Genomic DNA, 17,064 nt, shown 5'->3' on the forward strand with positions numbered 1-17,064 from the left:
AGTGGCGCGCTCCACCTGGACACCAGGGGCCACGCCCGCTCCACTGCGTGTGGGTCGACGGCGGACGGGATGGGAGCTGGGGTTGAGTGGTGGGCTGGGTCGGGCGGTAGAGCGCCTGTGTCGCATGTTCATGGGCGGGGACACAAGCGCTCTACCAACATCGGCCGCTAGCTGCGGTGCTGCCACCAGATGAGGGCCAAGGTCCCGAACCCACTCAGGCTCGCCTTGACCGCGACCCTCGTAACCTCATCCGAGGCCGTCTGCAGCAGTCGCCTAACTTCACGCTTCGCAGACCGTTCATGCAGGTCACGAGATATACGACGACGGGAGCGGGCGAGCCTGGCGGTCTTCGACGCAGGCCGCTGACACTGCTCGCGCCTACACTTCCTCTTGCTGGGAATGTTGACCTCCACTGGTTGATGATCCCAACGGTGTGAGCGGCCTCCTGCTGAACCCAGGGGGCCGCTGCCGTTTCCAGCAGAGACCGATGGCCGCGGGGACTAGTCTGCGGCACGACACTGACACCACTGGGCCGCTGGGGGGCGAGCCGTGTCGCACTGCCGACTGCACCGGTCCTTGTTTCACGTGAAACCTCAAGTCAGCGCCGCTTCGGGCCACTTGAGGCTCCTTGGCGATGCGGCTCGGCGAGCAGAACAGCGGGTCGCCGAGCATGATGTCCATCTGCTTCTTCGCCGCTGATGTGCCCCATCTCGACGTCTCGGCGAAGTACTTGAAGTGCCCGGTCTACGCGACGACCAACAGATGCAGGCAGTCGTTGACCAAGTAGAACTTCCTCCAGGACTTGATCCCGTCGACTAGGAGGATGTCCATCTCCCGGTACAACTGGACGTCCATCTCGCAGTACCCCTTGCAGAGCCATTCGTCCTTGCCGTGGCGGATGAAGTCGGCGCCCTTCGTGATGAGCTCCTTGTGGCGCCGTACTGCACACGCGTTTCCTCGTCTGGGTGTAGCCCTCGATCTCGGGCAGCGCACCTACGCTCCTGGCCGACCTGACAGGTCGTTCGTACAGTGGCGCGCTCCACCTGGACGCCAGTAGTCACGCCCCCTGCGTGCCGATCTTCTACAGCGAGAGGTTGGCGAGTTCGGAACTCCTCCTGCGTCGACTCCTTGTCCGCGAGGAACTGGATGTCGTCGACGAGCAGGATGTCCATCTCGCGGTACCGCTTGCGGAAGGAGTCGCCCTTGCCGTCGCGGATCGAGTCGATGAACTCGTTGGTGAACTCCTCGGAGCTCACGTACTCCACGCCCGATAGTGCACCTTTGCGCAGAATCGACCGGTTGGGAAAGTCGGACTCTGTCCTTCGGCGTTGCCCAGGCTCGACCAGATGAAGGTGAGGTCACGGCGTGGCAGTGTTTGGAGCGAGGAACCTGTCGAATCGATTCCAGCCGTGTTCTATTTCTTTGCCAGGCAGAAGGAGATGTGGCTCCTCATCAGCGGATTCTTTCCAGGGAGCTGCTTTTGCAAGATCAGAAATGGTGTCTGAGGGGAGGCTTCTAGCCGTGAGCTTGGCCAAAAACTGATTCTGGCGTTGGCGTGCTGAAGTCTCCTGGAACGAAGAAAGCCCGCCCAACCACACAGGCTTCCCGGCGCGCGTGGTTGAGCGGGCATCGACTCCAAGAGGAGGCGTTCCTATGAGTCTGGCCGGTGCACACCCGCCCGTGTCAAATCCGAGCTGGCAGCCTTTCGTGATTTTGATCATCGTGATTCTGGTGATCTCATCCGCACCCGTAGCCCAGGTTGTTGGCGCATACGCGGATGCTGTGTCCGTGGTGGCCGTCGTGGCAGGAGCCTGCGGTACAGCAACGAAGTACCGCAACCACAATGGCCGCTCGCTCCTGCCAGCGGCCTCGTAGCAACGAATCGTGGCCGGTATGACCGCCTACAACCGATCCACATAGAGCTACGGATCAGAAGGTTGCAGGTTCGAATCCTGCCGAGTGCACACAGACAAGAGGCCCCGGAGCAATCCGGGGCCTCTTGCGTTTTTCCGGGGTTGTCAGTGGTGTGCGTCATCCTGGCTCGTATGACGTGGTGGTGCACCGGGATGCGGTGGCGTGGGGGCGGGCCGGTCTTCGGGTGGGTGGGGGACGGCGGGGGCGAGCGGGAGAGCGGGGTGCGGTTCGGGGAGCGGCTCGCGTTTCGGGTCGGTGGGGCGCGGCGGTGTCTCGGGGTGTGGCGGGGCGGGCGCTGGACCGTCTGTCCGGGGCGGGATGCCGTGCCGGTGCGGGGGACCAGGGCGCAGTGCGCGGAGTGTGCCGGGATCGACCGGGCCCGGTCCGTGGCGGCGGACACCCTCGCCGATGATCCGCGGCCGTACCGCGTGTACTTGGCGTGGTTCGGGGACGGGCTCGTGAAGGTGGGGATCACGGGGGTGGCCAGGGGGAGCGCGCGGTTGCTGGAGCAGGGGGCCGTGGCGTTCACGTGGCTGGGGCAGGGGCCCTTGATGGCGGCGCGGCGGGCCGAGGAGCTGCTGCGGGTGGCGCTCGGGGTGCCGGACCGGATTCCGTACGAGCGCAAGCGGGCGGTGCGGGGCGCGCTGCCGGGAGTCGGTGAGCGGGGCGCCGAGTTGGTGCGGGCGCACGGTGTGGCGGCGGGCCTCGCGGGATGGCCCGAGTCCTTGGAGCGGCTGCCGTGTCTGATCGTGGATCACGGCGAGGCGTTCGGTCTTGCCGGGATCGACCGGGTCGACGCCGTCGTGAGCGGGCTCGGTGCGGGGGACGTCGTGGCGGGGCAGGTCGTCGCTGCCGCAGGGCCCGATCTGCACCTCGTCGAGGGGGACGCCGAGGGGGAAGACGGGCGGCGGCTCGTTGTCGATACGCGGGTGCTCGCCGGGTGGCCGTTGGAGCGCGTGCCGGAGGGGGTACGCGGGGCGGGGCCCGTGGTGCGGGAGGTTCCGGGGGTGCAGGGTGGGCTCTTCTAGCGGGCCGGCCGCCCAGCCGCCCGGCCGCCCAGCCGCCCAGCCGCTCGGACACCCAGCCGCCCGGTCACCCAGCCGCCCGGTCACCCGCGCGGCAGGTGTCTCGGTGGATCCCCTTTTCCCGGACCGTGGAACGAGAGATCGTATGGACATGAGTGATCACGCCGATGCGACTGACGGGGCGGTGGCTCCCCGGCCGTTGCCCGCCTTCGAACCGCCCTACTACGCCGTGGTGTTCAGCTCCGTGCGCACTCCGGGGGACCGCGGGTACGGGGAGGCGGCCGACCGGATGGACGAGCTGGTCAAGGAGATACCGGGGTACCTCGGGCACGAGTCCGCGCGCACCCCCGGCGGCCTCGGCATCACCGTCTCGTACTTCCGCGACTCCGCCGCCGTCGAGCAGTGGCGGTCCGTCGGTGAGCACCGCGCGGTGCAGAAGCGGGGCCGCGCCGAGTGGTACGAGCGGTACACCGTGCACGTCGCCAAGGTCGAGCGCAGCCAGGAGTTCGAGCGTGACTGAGTCCGACCCCGACCACGGTGACTCCGCGACCGAGGCCCGGCAGGTCGCCGCGTTCCTCGACCGGTACCGGCTTCCCGGCCTCGTCGACGTGCACACGCACTTCATGCCCGAGCGCGTGCTGCGCAAGGTGTGGGCGTACTTCGACTCCGCCGGACCGCTGGTCGGCACCGAGTGGCCGATCACGTACCGCGAGGAGGAGGGGCAGCGGCTCGCCAGGCTGCGGGAGTTCAAGGTCGAGGCCTTCACCTCGATGCTCTATCCGCACAAGGCCGGGATGGCGCGCTGGCTGAACGACTGGGCCGCCGACTTCGCCGCCCGCACGCCCGACTGTCTGCACACCGCCACCTTCTTCCCCGAGCCGGGCGTCGAGGTGTATGTGCGCCAGGCCCTGGCGGCGGGGGCGCGCGTGTTCAAGGCGCATGTGCAGGTCGGCGCCTACGACCCGAACGATCCGCTGCTCGATCCCGTGTGGGGGCTGCTCGCCGAGGCCGGGGTGCCGATCGTGACGCACTGCGGCTCGGGACCCGCGCCCGGAAAGCACACCGGGCCCGAGCCGATCGCCCGGCTGCTCGCCCGGCACCCGCGGCTGCCGCTGGTGGTCGCGCACATGGGGATGCCCGAGTACACGGACTTCATGCGGCTCGCCGAGCGGTACGCGGAGGTCCGGCTGGACACGACCATGGCGTTCACCGACTTCGTCGAGCGGCAGGCCCCCTTCCCCAAGGACGAGCTGGGACGGCTCGCCGACCTCGGGGACCGGGTGCTGCTCGGCAGCGACTTTCCGAACATCCCGTACCCGTACGTGCATCAGCTGGAGGTCGTCGAGCGGCTCGGGCTCGGGGACGACTGGGTGCGGGCCGTGTGCCGGAACAACGCCGCCGCGCTGTTCGCGCTCGACTGAGACCCAGGAGGCCCTGGCACCTCAGAGACCCGGGAAACCCGGGAGACGCCCAGCACACTCACTGGTTTCTCAGAGTTTTCACAGGTTCGGGAAAGGGGGCTCTCAGAGGCGCGGCGCAAGGTTGCACCATGACCACGACCTCGCCCCAGGGGCGTACCGAACTGCTGAGGCCGGACGGGAGCCCCGTCCGGGTGCTCGTCGTGGACGACGAGCAGTCGATCACCGAGCTGTTGTCCATGGCCCTGCGCTACGAAGGCTGGCAGATCCGCACCGCAGCCGACGGTTCCGGCGCCGTGCAGACCGCGCGCGACTTCCGGCCCGACGCCGTCGTGCTGGACATGATGCTGCCGGACATGGACGGGCTGAGCGTGCTCGGGCGGATGCGCCGCGAACTGCCCGACGTCCCCGTGCTCTTCCTGACCGCCAAGGACGCCGTCGAGGACCGGATCGCCGGACTGACTGCGGGCGGCGACGACTACGTGACCAAGCCGTTCAGCCTGGAGGAGGTCGTCGCACGGCTGCGCGGACTGATCCGGCGGACCGGTGCGGCCGACCGGCGCAGCGAGTCCGTCCTCGTCGTCGGCGACCTGATGCTCGACGAGGACAGCCACGAGGTCTCGCGCGGCGGGGACAACATCCACCTCACCGCCACCGAGTTCGAGCTGCTGCGCTTCCTCATGCGCAATCCGCGCCGCGTGCTCAGCAAGGCGCAGATCCTCGACCGCGTGTGGTCTTACGACTTCGGCGGCCAGGCCAACGTCGTCGAGCTCTACATCTCGTACCTGCGCCGGAAGATCGACGCCGGGCGCGAGCCGATGATCCACACCCGGCGCGGCGCCGGCTATCTGATCAAGCCGGCCATGGCCGCCACCACGTCGTCGTGAAGCGCAGGGGCCGGCCCCAGACGCTGCGTACCCGGCTGGTCGTCACGGCCGTCGCGCTGATGGCCGTCGTGGCGTCCGTGATCGGTGTCGTGTCCGCCGTCTCGCTGCACTCGTACCTGTACGACGAGCTCGACAAGCAGGTGAGCGGCATAGCGATGCGCGCGGGCGGGCCGAAGGGCGACTTTCCCGGGGCGGGCCCCATGGGACAACAGGACGTGGACGACCTGGCGTTCGTGACCGTGGGCTCCCCCGCGGGGACCCTCGGCGCCGAGGTCAGTGACGGGCAGGCCACCGACGGCAAGATCAGCGTCGAGGCGACGAACTCCGAGGGCGGCAGGCAACTCCAGACAAGCGGTCTGTCCCAGTCGGTGCTCGACGCCTTGGAAGAGGTCCCCCAGACCGCCGACAAGTCGATGCACACCGTCGACCTGCCGGGCCTCGGCAGCTACCGCGTCCAGTACGTCTCCGGGTCCAACGGCGACTTCTACGTGGCCCGCCCCACCGCCCAGGTCGACTCCACCGTCAACAAGCTCATCGTCACCGAACTGCTCGTCGCCGCCGCGGCACTCGTGGCCGCCGGCGCCGCCGGGGCGATCATGGTCGGCGTCAATCTGCGGCCGCTGCGCCGCGTCGCCGCGACCGCGACCCGGGTCTCCGAACTCCCGCTGCACAGCGGCGAGGTGACCCTCTACGAACGCGTACCCGAGTCCGAGGCCGACCCGAGGACCGAGGTCGGCCAGGTCGGCGCCGCGCTCAACCGCATGCTCGACCATGTGCACGGCGCCCTCGAATCGCGCCAGCAGAGCGAGACGCGGGTGCGCCAGTTCGTCGCGGACGCCAGCCACGAGCTGCGTACGCCGCTCGCCTCCATCCGCGGCTACGCCGAGCTGACCAGGCGCGGCCGCGAGGAGACCGGCCCCGACACCCGGCACGCGCTCGGCCGCATCGAGTCCGAGGCGCACCGGATGACCGGCCTCGTCGAGGACCTGCTGCTGCTCGCCCGGCTGGATGCCGGAAGACCGCTGTCGTACGAGCCGACGGATCTGTCGCCCCTCGTCGTCGACGCGCTCAGCGACGCCCGCGCCGCGGACCAGAGCCACTACTGGCGACTGGAGCTGCCCGACGAACCGGCCACCGTGCTCGCCGACTCCGCGCGGCTGCACCAGGTCCTCGTCAACCTGCTCGCGAACGCGCGTACGCACACGCCGCCCGGCACCACCGTCACCGCCCGCGTGCACGGACACGGCCCGTGGACCTGCCTCGACATCCAGGACGACGGCCCCGGCATCCCCGCCGAGCTGCTGCCGCACGTCTTCGAACGGTTCGCGCGCGGCGACTCCTCGCGGTCCAGGAAGGCCGGTTCCACCGGACTCGGCCTCGCCATCGTGCAGGCCGTCGCGGCCGCGCACGGCGGCGCCGTGACCGTCGACAGCGTGCCCGGCAGGACCGTGTTCACGGTGCATCTGCCGGCCCATGTCCAGGCCCCTTCACCGGCCGGTACGACGCACGTCACCCGCCCGCCCGCTTACTCACAGGCGGAGCAAAGCTTCACCACACAGCCCTAACAGGGCAGTTGGCGAATGTCGGTGGCATGCGAACCGACTCTTCTCCGGGCATCGACCCCACCGCCTCCGCGAGGTTCCGGGCGCTGCCGGCGCGGGAGCACCTCCCTGCCGGCAGCGGCGATGTGCCGGTCCTGGACGTTGTCATCCCCGTCTACAACGAGGAGAAGGACCTCGGTGAGTGCGTGCGCAGGCTGCACCACCACCTGGTCCGCACCTTCCCCTACCCCTTCCGCATCACCGTCGCGGACAACGCCTCCACCGACAGCACCCCGCAGGTGGCGCACGGCCTGACACAGGAGTTCCGCGAGGTCGAGAACTTCCGGCTCGAACAGAAGGGCCGCGGCCGGGCCCTGCGCACCGTGTGGTCGGCGTCCGACGCGCCGGTCCTCGCGTACATGGACGTGGACCTGTCCACCGATCTCAACGCGCTGCTGCCGCTCGTCGCCCCGCTGATCTCCGGCCACTCGGACCTGGCGATCGGCTCCCGTCTCGCCCGCAGCTCGCGCGTGGTGCGCGGCACGAAGCGCGAGTTCATCTCGCGCACCTACAACCTCATCCTGCGCGGCTCGCTCCAGGCCCGCTTCTCCGACGCCCAGTGCGGCTTCAAGGCGATCCGGCGCGATGTCGCGCAGGTGCTGATGCCGCTGGTCGAGGACACCGGCTGGTTCTTCGACACCGAGATGCTGGTGCTCGCGGAGCGGGCCGGGCTGCGGATCCACGAAGTGCCCGTCGACTGGGTCGACGACCCGAACTCGACCGTCCACATCGTCAAGACGGCCACCGACGACCTCAAGGGCGTCTGGCGCGTCGGCAAGGCGCTCGCCACCGGCTCGCTCCCCCTCGACCGGCTCGCGCGCCCCTTCGGCGACGATCCGCGCGACCGCAGCCTCACCGACGTACCCAAGGGCCTGGCCCGCCAGCTGCTCGGCTTCTGCGTCGTCGGCGGCCTGTCGACGCTGCTGTATCTGCTGCTGTACTCCGGCTTCCGTACGTTCTCGGGGGCGCAGCTGGCGAACGCAGCTGCCCTGTTCGTCTCGGCGATCGCCAACACGGCGGCCAACCGGCGCCTCACCTTCGGGGTGCGCGGCCGGGACAACGCCGTACGCCACCAGGCCCAGGGCATCGTCGTGTTCGGCATCGGCTGGGCCCTGACCAGTGGCTCGCTCGCCGCCCTCAACACGGCGTCCGGCGACCCGGCGCACTCCACCGAGCTGATCGTGCTGATCGCGGCCAACCTCGCGGCGACGATCCTGCGCTTCCTGCTCTTCCGGGCCTGGGTGTTCAACGACCGCTCCGACCGCGGCTCCTCCGCCCCGGCGGCCCCGAGCCCGACCCCGACCCTCCCCCCGACCCCCGTGAAGACCCCTCAGGTTCCGCAGACCTGGGACGACGCGACCGTGCCGATGCACGCCGGGAGCGCGCACCACCACGACTCCGACCCCGGGATCCAGCGATGACCACAGACCTCCGGCCTCCCCACGGCGCCGCCGACGCGGCGCCCGCCGAGTCCCCTCCGCCCGGCGCGGGACACGGCCGACCCAGGACCTCCTTCCTCACGCGCGTGTGGCGCGGCAGGCCCGATGACGCGCGCTGGGTGCGCCCGGCGTTCCTCGGACTGCTCCTCGTCATCGCCGCCGCCTACTTCTGGAACCTCTCGGCCTCCGGCTACGCCAACTCCTTCTACTCGGCGGCGGTCCAGGCCGGCAGCGAGAGCTGGAAGGCGTTCTTCTTCGGCTCGTCCGACGCGGCGAACGCCATCACCGTCGACAAGCCGCCGGCCGCGCTGTGGCCGATGGGCCTGTCGGTCCGCCTCTTCGGCCTCAACTCGTGGGCGATCCTCGGCCCCGAGGTGCTGATGGGCGTCGCCACCGCCGGTGTCCTGTACGCGGCCGTACGCCGCCGCTTCAGCGCCGCGGCGGGCCTGATCACCATGGTGGTCCTCGCGACGACCCCGGTCGCCGCGCTGATGTTCCGCTTCAACAACCCGGACGCGATCCTCGCGCTCCTGATGACCGTCACGGTCTACTGCGTGCTGCGCGCCATGGAGAAGGGCCGGACGAAGTGGCTGGTCTGGGCGGGTGCGGCCGTCGGCCTCGCCTTCCTGGCCAAGACGCTCCAGGCCTTCCTGATCCTGCCGCCGCTGGCGGTCCTCTACGCGGTGTTCGCACCGGTCCGGGTGCGCAGGCGCTTCGGTCAACTCGCCCTGTCCGCGCTCGCGATGATCGTGGCGGGCGGCTGGTGGGTGGCGATCGTCGAGCTGTGGCCCGCGTCCTCGCGGCCGTACATCGGCGGCTCCCAGAACAACTCGTTCCTTGAACTGACCTTCGGCTACAACGGTCTCGGCCGGATCAACGGCGACGAGACCGGCTCCGTCGGCGGCGGTGGCGGCGGTACGGGCGGCGGCACCGGCATGTGGGGCGAGACCGGCCTCACCCGGATGTTCAACTCCGAGATCGGCAGCCAGATCTCCTGGCTGATCCCCGCCGCGCTGATCCTCTTCGTCGCGGGTGTGGTCCTCACCTGGAAGGCCAGGCGGACCGACACGGCGCGCGCCGCGTTCCTCGCGTGGGGCGGCTCCCTGCTGACGACCGGCCTGATCTTCAGCTTCATGGCCGGCATCTTCCACCAGTACTACACGGTGGCCCTGGCCCCGTACCTCGCGGCCGTCATCGGCATGGGCGCGACCCTGCTGTGGGAGCGGCGAGCGCGGCTCTCGGCGTCGGCGACGCTCGGGGCGACCGTGGCCGTCACGGCGGTGTGGGGGTACGTGCTGCTCGGCCGGACTCCGGACTACCTGCCGTGGCTGCGCTGGGCCGTGCTGATCGTCGGGCTCGTGGCGGGACTCGGCCTCGCCTTCGCGGGCCGGCTGGGCCGCCGACTGGCGCTCGGTGCGGCGGGCCTGGGCCTCGTGGCCTCGCTGGCCGCGCCGACCGCGTACACCGTCTCCACGCTGAACACCGGGCACTCCGGGTCGATCGTGACGGCGGGTCCCTCCGGGGCCAGCGCGATGGGCGGTCCTGGTGGCGGCGGCAAGGGCGGCCCCGGTGGCGGCGGTATGCCGGGCCAGAACGGCAAGACCGGCCAGACCGGAAAGGGCGGCCAGATGCCGCAGCCCCCGACGGGCACCAACGGCAAGGGCAACCAGCAGGGCGGCTTCCCCGGCGGCGGCATGCCCGGCCAGGGCAACGGCAAGCAGAGCACGGGCCAGAGCAACCAGGGCACCGGCAAGAGCAAGCAGGGCTCCAACTCCCAGCAGCAGGGCGGCATGCCCGGCGGTGGAAAGGGCGGCGGCAAGGGCGGCGGCGGCATGGGCGGGCTGCTCAACGGCGCCGAGGTCAGCAGCAAGGCCAAGAAGCTGCTCCAGAAGAACGCGGGTGACTACACCTGGGCCGCGGCCACGGTCGGCTCGCAGAACCAGTCGAGCTACCAGCTGGCCACCGGCTCCCCGGTGATGGCGATCGGCGGCTTCAACGGCACCGACCCGTCCCCGACGCTCGCCCAGTTCAAGCAGTACGTCGAGGACGGCAAGATCCACTACTTCATCGCGGGACAGTCGGGCGGCATGGGCGGCTCCGACTCCGGCTCGGCGTCGAAGATCACGAAGTGGGTCAAGGCCAACTACAAGAAGGTGACGGTGGGCAGCGCCACGTTCTACGACCTGACCCGGCCCACGACGTAAAACCGTTTGTACGGCCCGCAGCGGTCCCTCTACGGTGTATGGGAAACGTATCCCATACACCGTAGAGGAGTGTCCATGGCCGCCACGGCCGACCCGGCCACCCAGGCACCCCCGACCGGCGCGGGCCACCCCCAGCGCTGGCTGATCCTCGGAGTCATCTGCCTCGCCCAGCTGACCGTGCTGCTGGACAACACCGTCCTGAACGTCGCGATCCCCTCGCTCACCCGCGAGCTGCACGCCTCGACGTCCGACATCCAGTGGATGATCAGCGCCTACTCGCTCGTCCAGTCCGGACTGCTGCTCACCGCGGGCAGCGCCTCCGACCGCTACGGCCGCAAGAAGATGCTCGCCGCGGGCCTCGCGATCTTCGGCATCGGCTCGGTGACCGCCGCCTTCGCCGGTTCCACCGGGCAGCTGATCGCCGCCCGCGCCGGCATGGGCGTCGGCGGCGCGCTGATGATGACGTCGACGCTCGCGGTCGTCGTGCAGATCTTCAGCGAGGCCGAGCGCGTCAAGGCGATCGCCCTGTGGTCCACCGTCAGCACCCTCGGCTTCGCCGTCGGCCCGCTCGTCGGCGGAGTGCTGCTCGACCACTTCTGGTGGGGCTCGATCTTCCTCATCAACGTACCGATCGCGGTCCTCGGCCTCGTCGCCGTGCTCGCCCTGGTGCCCGAGTCGAAGAACCCGCAGGGCGACCGCCCCGATCTGCTCGGCGCGCTGCTCTCCACCATCGGCATGACCGGCGTCGTCTACGCGATCATCTCGGGCCCGGACGACGGCTGGACGTCGGCGACCACGCTCACCTCGGCCGCGATCGGCGTCCTCGTGATGGCCGGTTTCGTGGTGTGGGAGCTGCGGATCCCGTATCCGATGCTCGACATGCACTTCTTCCGCAACCAGAAGTTCACGGGTGCGGTGGCCGGTGCGATCCTCGTCGCCTTCGGGATGGGCGGCTCGCTGTTCCTGCTCACCCAGCACCTCCAGTTCCTGCTCGGATACGGGCCGTTGGAGGCGGGACTGCGCACCGCGCCGATGGCCCTCACCGTCGTCGCGCTCAACCTCACCGGGGTCGGCGCGAAGCTTCTGCCCAAGATGGGCACGCCGCTGACCATTGCGTCCGGCATGACGTGCATGGCGGTGGGGCTCGCGGCGATCTCGCTGCTCGGCGGGGACGCGTACGGCGGGATGCTGCTCGGTCTGATCGTCATGGGCGCGGGCATCGCCCTCGCCATGCCGGCCATGGCCAACGCCATCATGAGCGCCATCCCGCCGGAGAAGGCGGGCGTCGGCGCCGGGGTCAACGGCACTCTCGCGGAGTTCGGCAACGGGCTGGGGGTCGCGGTCCTCGGCGCGGTCCTGAACGCCCGGTTCGGCTCGCTCGTGGCGGTGTCCGCGGCCTCGTTCCCCGCGGCGTTCGCGGCGGCGGACTCGGCGGCCGAGAAGGCCCGGATCAGCGACGCCTTCGCCTCCGGTCTCGAGGCCAGCCAACTGGTCGGCGCGGTCGCCGTGCTCGCGGGCGGGCTGCTCGCGGCGGTGTTGCTGCGCAGGGCCGAGCGGGCAGAATCAGCAGCGGTGACTTCCGCTTAGCATCGGGGCGGGCGGTCGGAGCGACCCGGCGGGCGCAGGCCGGGCCGCCCGCGTACGAGGAACTTCCGGGAAGGAACGCCATGGCGAAGGCAGCGCGGATGAGCGTCTGGCTCGAGGACACGGACGGCGCCGCGGAGCCCAAGCCCAGAGCGGAGCGCGGCCGGCGCGGCCAGCAGCCGAGCGGCCTCGACCGGGAGCGGATCACCGGGGCGACGGTGCGGCTGCTGGACGCGGAGGGGCTCGCCAAGTTCTCCATGCGGCGCCTGGCGGGCGATCTCGGGGTCACCGCGATGTCCGTCTACTGGTACGTGGACACCAAGGACGACCTCCTCGAACTCGCCCTCGACCACGTCTTCGGCGAGCTGGAGATCCCGGAGACGGGCGCGGACGGCCTGCCGGACTGGCAGACCCGGCTGCGGGAACTGGCCGCCATGTACCGGAAGTTGATCATCCGCCATCCGTGGATCTCGCCGCTCGTCGGCAACTACCTGAACATCGGCCCGAAGTCGCTGCTGTTCGCGCGGGCGGTGCAGCAGGTCATCGCCCGCACCGGCCTCACCATGGCCCAGCAGCGCGGCGCCGTCGCCTCCGTCTTCCAGTTCGTCTACGGATACGGCACGGTCGAGGGCCACTTCCGCCAGCGCTGCGCCGAGGTGGGCCTCACCCAGGACGAGTACTTCCACAGGGCCATGGCCGCGTTCTCCGTCCCGGAGGAGATGGCGGACGACTTCCAGCACGCCGAGCGGATGATGGAGGCGGTGGAGGATCTCGGCGACGTGGACGCGATGCGCGACGCGGACTTCGAGGTGGCGCTGGACCTCCAGATCGCGGGCATCGAAGCGCTGGTGGCGAAGTCGAGCCCCTGCGGCGATTGAGCAGCGGGGGCCGGGGCAGCGCCCCGCGACCGCAACGCTGTTGCGGCTTACGCCAGCCGCGCCGGAAAGCCACCCGTGGCCACGGGCCCCCACTTCTCCGGGGTGACGCGAATGATCGACTTCCCCTGCTTGACCATCGCCTCGCGGTACTCGTCCCAGTCCGGGTGCTCCCCGGAGATGCACCGGAAGTACTCGACGAGCGGCTCGACGGAGTCGGGGGAGTCGATGACCTCGGCCGAACCGTCGATCTGCACCCACGGCCCGTTCCACTCGTCGCTGAGCACGACGAGGCTGACGCGCGGATTCCGCTTCGCGTTGCGGGTCTTGGCGCGCTCGGGGTACGTGGAGACAACAATCCGCCCGGAGCCGTCGACCCCGCAGGTCAGGGGGGAGGCCTGCGGGGTGCCGTCGGCGCGGGCGGTGATGAGGAGGGCGCGGTGGCGGGGCCGTACGAAGTCGAGCAACTCGTCGACGGAGACACGGGTGTTGGTCGCGATGTTCGGAGCCATGACGGCACCCTAACCCCGGCCGCTGCCCGGCCCCCGGCTACATCTGGGGCAGCGCGTCGCCCTGGACGGCCTGGATGTCGAGCTCGACCTTCAGCGTCGCGCCGATCGCCGCGATGCCGGCCTGCACGACCTGGTTGTAGTTCATCGCGAAGTCCTCGCGCTTCAGCTCGGCCGTCGCCTTGAACGCCGCGCGGGTGCCGCCCCACGGGTCGGCGCCGGTGCCGAGGTAGCTGAGGTCGAGGTCGACCTCGCGGGCCACGCCGTGCAGGCTCAGCTGGCCGTGCACGGTCCAGCGGTCGGTGCCCGCGGGCTCGATGCCGGTCGACCGGTAGGTGATCTCCGGGTACGTCTCGACGTCCAGGAAGTCCGGGGACTTCAGGTGGCCGTCGCGCATGCCGTTGCCGGTGTCGATGGACGCCGCGTTGATGACGGCCTCGACCCGCGACTTCTCGACGTCCTGCGCTATGTCGATGCGCGCGGAGAAGTCGGTGAAGCGGCCGTGCACGGACGTGATGCCCAGGTGCTGGGCCGTCGCCGCGATCGTCGAGTGCATCGGGTCGACCATCCACGGTCCGGGCGGCGGCAGCTCGGCCCCGCCCTGCCGGTGCAGCACGATGCTGCCCACGTCGGCCCGGCCGCTCGCCGTCACCATCGCGGTGGAGGCGGCGGGGGCGTAACCGACGGCGGTCACGATCACCGTGTAGGGACCGGGCGCGAGGGAGGCCGGGTCGTGCACGGCGCCCTCGTCATCGGCCTCGGCCCGCAGCACCTGCGACCCGGTCATGTCGGTCACCGTGACGACGGCGTGCGGCAGGGCCCACCCGTCCCGCGTGCGGATCCGCGCGCTCAGTCCCATGCTTTTGGTCTCCTAGCTCAAGTTCTTACGTACGCAGGGGGTTGGTCGTGTCATCCCCTGCGTGGACGGGCCCCGGTCGGCGCGTCACGGCCGTCCCCTGCCGTTGGCGACGTCACCGGGTCCGGGGCCCATTCTCACAACCGGGCCTGTGTGGTCCGCGTCCGCTCAAAGCGCGAACCACACTTTCAAGTGGCCCGGGGTCGGTTACTCGCCGGGGTGGGCGAGCTCGATGTCGTGGCCGTCGACGCCACTGCCGTTCACGCTGAGACCGGTGGCCACCGGCGGGTAGCCGGTCGCGATGACCGTGTACTCGCCGCCGTCCAGGTCGGTGAAGGCGTACGCGCCGTCCTCACCGGTGGTGGCGGTGGCGACCACGTTGCCCGCCGCGTCCACCAGGGTGACGCGGGCGTCGTTCAGCGCGCGACCCGCGGCCCGGACGGTGCCCTGCACCTGGGAGCCGGAGTGCAGGTCGATCTCGATGCGGGTGACACCGGAGCCGGTGACCTCGACCGGCAGCGCGGTGGGCCGGTGACCCGGCGCGTTCACGGCCACGGTGACCGGGCCGGGAACCAGCTCGGCGAAGGTGAACTCGCCGCCCTGGCCGGACTGGCCGGTGGCGAGCACGTCGCCGCGCACGTCGGTGACGATGACCATCGCCCCGGCGACCGGCGCCTTGGTCTCGCTGGCCCGCACCACACCGGTGAGGCCGCTGGTGCCGCTGAGCAGGATGTCGTACGTGACCGACTCCTCGCCCACCAGGACGGTGGAGGCCTGCGGCTGGTAGCCGTCGGCCGAGGCGATCAGGACGTAGGAGCCGGCGCCGGGGGCGTCGACGCTGTACGAGCCGTCGCCCTGGGCCACGGCGCGGCCCAGCTGGCGGCCGCCGAGGGAGATCAGGGTGACCGCGGCGCGCGGCACCGGGGCGGACTCGGCGCCGCGGACGAAACCGCGGACCGGGGTGCCGCCGCCGACGGGCACGTCACCGGCGGTGGCGGCGACGGCCGCGAGCCGCTGGGTCTGGGTGTCGGCCGCGGGCTGACCCGCACCGACCAGGCTCGGGACCTGCTCCGGCATGGGGGCCGGGGAAGCGGCCGCGGCCTGGGCGGCCGGGGCGGCGGCGGGCGTCGCGTCGCCCTGTGCGGCCTGCTCGAGGGCTCCGGTGGTACGCAGGGGAACCTCCTTGATGAAGATCGTGAAGACGAATGCCAGGAACGCGATCGGCGCGGCGTACAGGAAGATGTCGGCGATGCCGGCCCCGTACGCGGCCTCCAGCCAGTTGCGGATCGGGCCGGGCAGCACGGACATGTCCGGCAGCGAACTGCCGGCCATCGCCTTGCCGGCCGCCTGCTGCTCCTGCGGGCTGAGCGAGCCGATGGTGTCGGTCGCGTGGTGGCTGATGCGGGTGGTCATCACGGAGCCGAGCGCCGAGACGCCGATCGTGCCGCCGAGGGACCGGAAGAAGGACACCATCGAGGAGGCGGAACCGAGGTCCTGGGGGGCCACCTGGTTCTGCGTGCTCAGCACGAGGTTCTGCATCATCATGCCGACGCCGAGACCCAGCAGCGCCATCCAGATCGCGACGCGCCAATACGGGGTGTCGTACTCGATGGTGCCGAGCAGCCCCAGACCCGCGGTCAGGAACAGACCGCCGGCGACGAGCCAGGCCTTCCACTTGCCGGTCCGGGTGATGATCTGACCCGAGACGGTGGAGGAGATGAACAGGCCACCGATCATCGGGATCGTCATGACACCCGACATCGTGGGCGTCTTGCCGCGCGCCAGCTGGAAGTACTGCGAGAAGTACACGGTGCCCGCGAACATCGCGACACCGACGAACAGCGAGGCGACCGAGGCCAGCGTGATGGTGCGGTTCTTGAAGAGGCGCAGCGGGATGATCGGCTCGCTGGCCTTGGACTCGACGAGCGTGAAGATCAGCGCCAGCACGATCGAGCCGCCGACCATCGTGTACGTCTGCCACGACAGCCAGTCGTACTTGTCGTCCGCGAAGGTCACCCAGAGCAGGAGCAGGCAGACCGCGGCGGTGATGAAGAAGGCGCCGGCCCAGTCGACCTTCACCTTCCGCTTGGTCACCGGCAGGTGCAGCGTCTTCTGCAGCACGATCAGGGCGATGATCGCGAAGGGCACACCGACGAAGAGGCAGTAGCGCCAGCCGAGCCAGTCGGTGTCGGTGATGACGCCGCCGAGCAGCGGGCCGCCGACGGTGGCGACGGCGAACGTGGCGCCGAGGTAGCCGGAGTAACGACCGCGCTCACGCGGGGAGATCATCGCGGCCATGACGATCTGCGCCAGGGCGGACAGACCACCGGCGCCGATGCCCTGGATCGCACGGGCGGAGATCAGCATGCCCGGGTTCTGCGCGAGGCCGGCGACGACCGAGCCCACCACGTAGACGATCAGGGCTATCTGGACCAGGGCCTTCTTGCTGAACAGGTCCGCCATCTTGCCCCACAGGGGCGTGGTGGCGGTCATGGCGAGCAGCGAGGCCGTGACGACCCAGGTGTACGCGGACTGGCCGCCGCCCAGATCGCCGATGATCTTCGGCAGGGCGTTGGTGACGATCGTCGACGAGACGATGGCGGCGAACATGCCGAGCAGCAGCCCGGACAGCGCCTCCATGACCTGTCGGTGCGACATGGGGGCACCCGCTTCGGGGGCGGACCCTGAATGCTTGGGATGGCTGCCCCGCACACCGGCTGGTGTGGTTGTTGCCATGGGATTCCTTTTCTTA

12 protein-coding genes and 1 pseudogene are annotated in these 17,064 nt (G+C 70.3%); 9 read left to right on the forward strand and 4 right to left on the reverse strand.

What is annotated here, in order from left to right:
* Positions 1–1,106: 1,106 nt before the first annotated feature.
* Positions 1,107–1,265, reverse strand: a pseudogene (locus ACY34M_RS37790) (DnaA ATPase domain-containing protein); the annotation flags it as partial.
* 780 nt (positions 1,266–2,045) lie between these two features.
* Here ACY34M_RS37790 and ACY34M_RS37795 point away from each other — a divergent pair.
* The 9 genes from ACY34M_RS37795 (at position 2,046) to ACY34M_RS37835 (ending at position 12,950) form a co-directional block, all read left to right on the forward strand.
* The gene (locus tag ACY34M_RS37795; protein WP_462720746.1) at positions 2,046–2,942 is read left to right on the forward strand and encodes a DUF2797 domain-containing protein; all 897 of its coding nucleotides are present in this window, start codon (positions 2,046–2,048) and stop codon (positions 2,940–2,942) included.
* A 148-nt stretch (positions 2,943–3,090) separates the two neighbouring features.
* Positions 3,091–3,459 (forward strand): antibiotic biosynthesis monooxygenase family protein, encoded by a 369-nt coding sequence (locus ACY34M_RS37800; RefSeq protein ID WP_462720745.1) that lies wholly within the window; start codon positions 3,091–3,093, stop codon positions 3,457–3,459.
* Entirely contained in the window at positions 3,452–4,360 is a 909-nt protein-coding gene (locus tag ACY34M_RS37805) for an amidohydrolase family protein (RefSeq protein ID WP_462720744.1), read from the forward strand. The genes ACY34M_RS37800 and ACY34M_RS37805 overlap by 8 nt, the downstream gene beginning before the upstream one ends.
* A 128-nt stretch (positions 4,361–4,488) precedes the next feature.
* Positions 4,489–5,244 (forward strand): response regulator transcription factor, encoded by a 756-nt coding sequence (locus ACY34M_RS37810; RefSeq protein ID WP_462720743.1) that lies wholly within the window; start codon positions 4,489–4,491, stop codon positions 5,242–5,244.
* Positions 5,245–5,303: 59 nt separating this feature from the next.
* On the forward strand, positions 5,304–6,809 hold the full coding sequence (locus ACY34M_RS37815) for a sensor histidine kinase (RefSeq protein ID WP_462720864.1): 1,506 nt from the start codon (positions 5,304–5,306) through the stop codon (positions 6,807–6,809).
* Between the two features lie 26 nt (positions 6,810–6,835).
* Positions 6,836–8,266, forward strand: a complete 1,431-nt coding sequence (locus tag ACY34M_RS37820) for a bifunctional glycosyltransferase family 2/GtrA family protein (protein ID WP_462720742.1) — start codon at positions 6,836–6,838, stop codon at positions 8,264–8,266.
* Positions 8,263–10,488: an ArnT family glycosyltransferase gene (locus ACY34M_RS37825; protein WP_462720741.1), complete on the forward strand. Its 2,226-nt coding sequence runs from the start codon at positions 8,263–8,265 to the stop codon at positions 10,486–10,488. Before ACY34M_RS37820 ends, ACY34M_RS37825 begins: the two co-directional genes overlap by 4 nt.
* A 75-nt stretch (positions 10,489–10,563) precedes the next feature.
* The gene (locus tag ACY34M_RS37830; protein ID WP_462720740.1) at positions 10,564–12,075 is read left to right on the forward strand and encodes an MFS transporter; all 1,512 of its coding nucleotides are present in this window, start codon (positions 10,564–10,566) and stop codon (positions 12,073–12,075) included.
* Between the two features lie 80 nt (positions 12,076–12,155).
* The gene (locus ACY34M_RS37835) at positions 12,156–12,950 is read left to right on the forward strand and encodes a TetR/AcrR family transcriptional regulator (protein WP_462720739.1); all 795 of its coding nucleotides are present in this window, start codon (positions 12,156–12,158) and stop codon (positions 12,948–12,950) included.
* A 47-nt stretch (positions 12,951–12,997) separates the two neighbouring features.
* On the opposite strand, the gene ACY34M_RS37840 is transcribed toward ACY34M_RS37835, so the two are convergent.
* From ACY34M_RS37840 to ACY34M_RS37850, 3 genes are all read right to left on the reverse strand, one after another.
* Positions 12,998–13,459: a PPOX class F420-dependent oxidoreductase gene (locus ACY34M_RS37840; RefSeq protein ID WP_462720738.1), complete on the reverse strand. Its 462-nt coding sequence runs from the start codon at positions 13,457–13,459 to the stop codon at positions 12,998–13,000.
* 37 nt (positions 13,460–13,496) lie between these two features.
* Positions 13,497–14,315, reverse strand: coding sequence for a YceI family protein (locus tag ACY34M_RS37845; RefSeq protein WP_462720737.1), 819 nt, complete (start codon positions 14,313–14,315; stop codon positions 13,497–13,499).
* A gap of 204 nt (positions 14,316–14,519) precedes the next feature.
* Positions 14,520–16,970, reverse strand: coding sequence for an MFS transporter (locus ACY34M_RS37850; RefSeq protein WP_462720736.1), 2,451 nt, complete (start codon positions 16,968–16,970; stop codon positions 14,520–14,522).
* Positions 16,971–17,064 lie beyond the last annotated feature (94 nt).

It is taken from the genome of Streptomyces sp. EDA2-14 (assembly GCF_054963755.1).

What these genes read in the sequence shown, in the direction of transcription:
- ACY34M_RS37825 (WP_462720741.1), top strand. Translation starts at nt 8,263, where the DNA reads ATGACCACAGACCTCCGGCCTCCCCACGGCGCCGCCGACGCGGCGCCC.
- ACY34M_RS37840 (WP_462720738.1), bottom strand. Translation starts at nt 13,459, where the DNA reads ATGGCTCCGAACATCGCGACCAACACCCGTGTCTCCGTCGACGAGTTG.
- ACY34M_RS37810 (WP_462720743.1), top strand. Translation starts at nt 4,489, where the DNA reads ATGACCACGACCTCGCCCCAGGGGCGTACCGAACTGCTGAGGCCGGAC.
- ACY34M_RS37830 (WP_462720740.1), top strand. Translation starts at nt 10,564, where the DNA reads ATGGCCGCCACGGCCGACCCGGCCACCCAGGCACCCCCGACCGGCGCG.
- ACY34M_RS37835 (WP_462720739.1), top strand. Translation starts at nt 12,156, where the DNA reads ATGGCGAAGGCAGCGCGGATGAGCGTCTGGCTCGAGGACACGGACGGC.
- ACY34M_RS37850 (WP_462720736.1), bottom strand. Translation starts at nt 16,970, where the DNA reads ATGTCGCACCGACAGGTCATGGAGGCGCTGTCCGGGCTGCTGCTCGGC.
- ACY34M_RS37795 (WP_462720746.1), top strand. Translation starts at nt 2,046, where the DNA reads ATGACGTGGTGGTGCACCGGGATGCGGTGGCGTGGGGGCGGGCCGGTC.
- ACY34M_RS37820 (WP_462720742.1), top strand. Translation starts at nt 6,836, where the DNA reads ATGCGAACCGACTCTTCTCCGGGCATCGACCCCACCGCCTCCGCGAGG.
- ACY34M_RS37800 (WP_462720745.1), top strand. Translation starts at nt 3,091, where the DNA reads ATGAGTGATCACGCCGATGCGACTGACGGGGCGGTGGCTCCCCGGCCG.
- ACY34M_RS37845 (WP_462720737.1), bottom strand. Translation starts at nt 14,315, where the DNA reads ATGGGACTGAGCGCGCGGATCCGCACGCGGGACGGGTGGGCCCTGCCG.
- ACY34M_RS37815 (WP_462720864.1), top strand. Translation starts at nt 5,304, where the DNA reads ATGGCCGTCGTGGCGTCCGTGATCGGTGTCGTGTCCGCCGTCTCGCTG.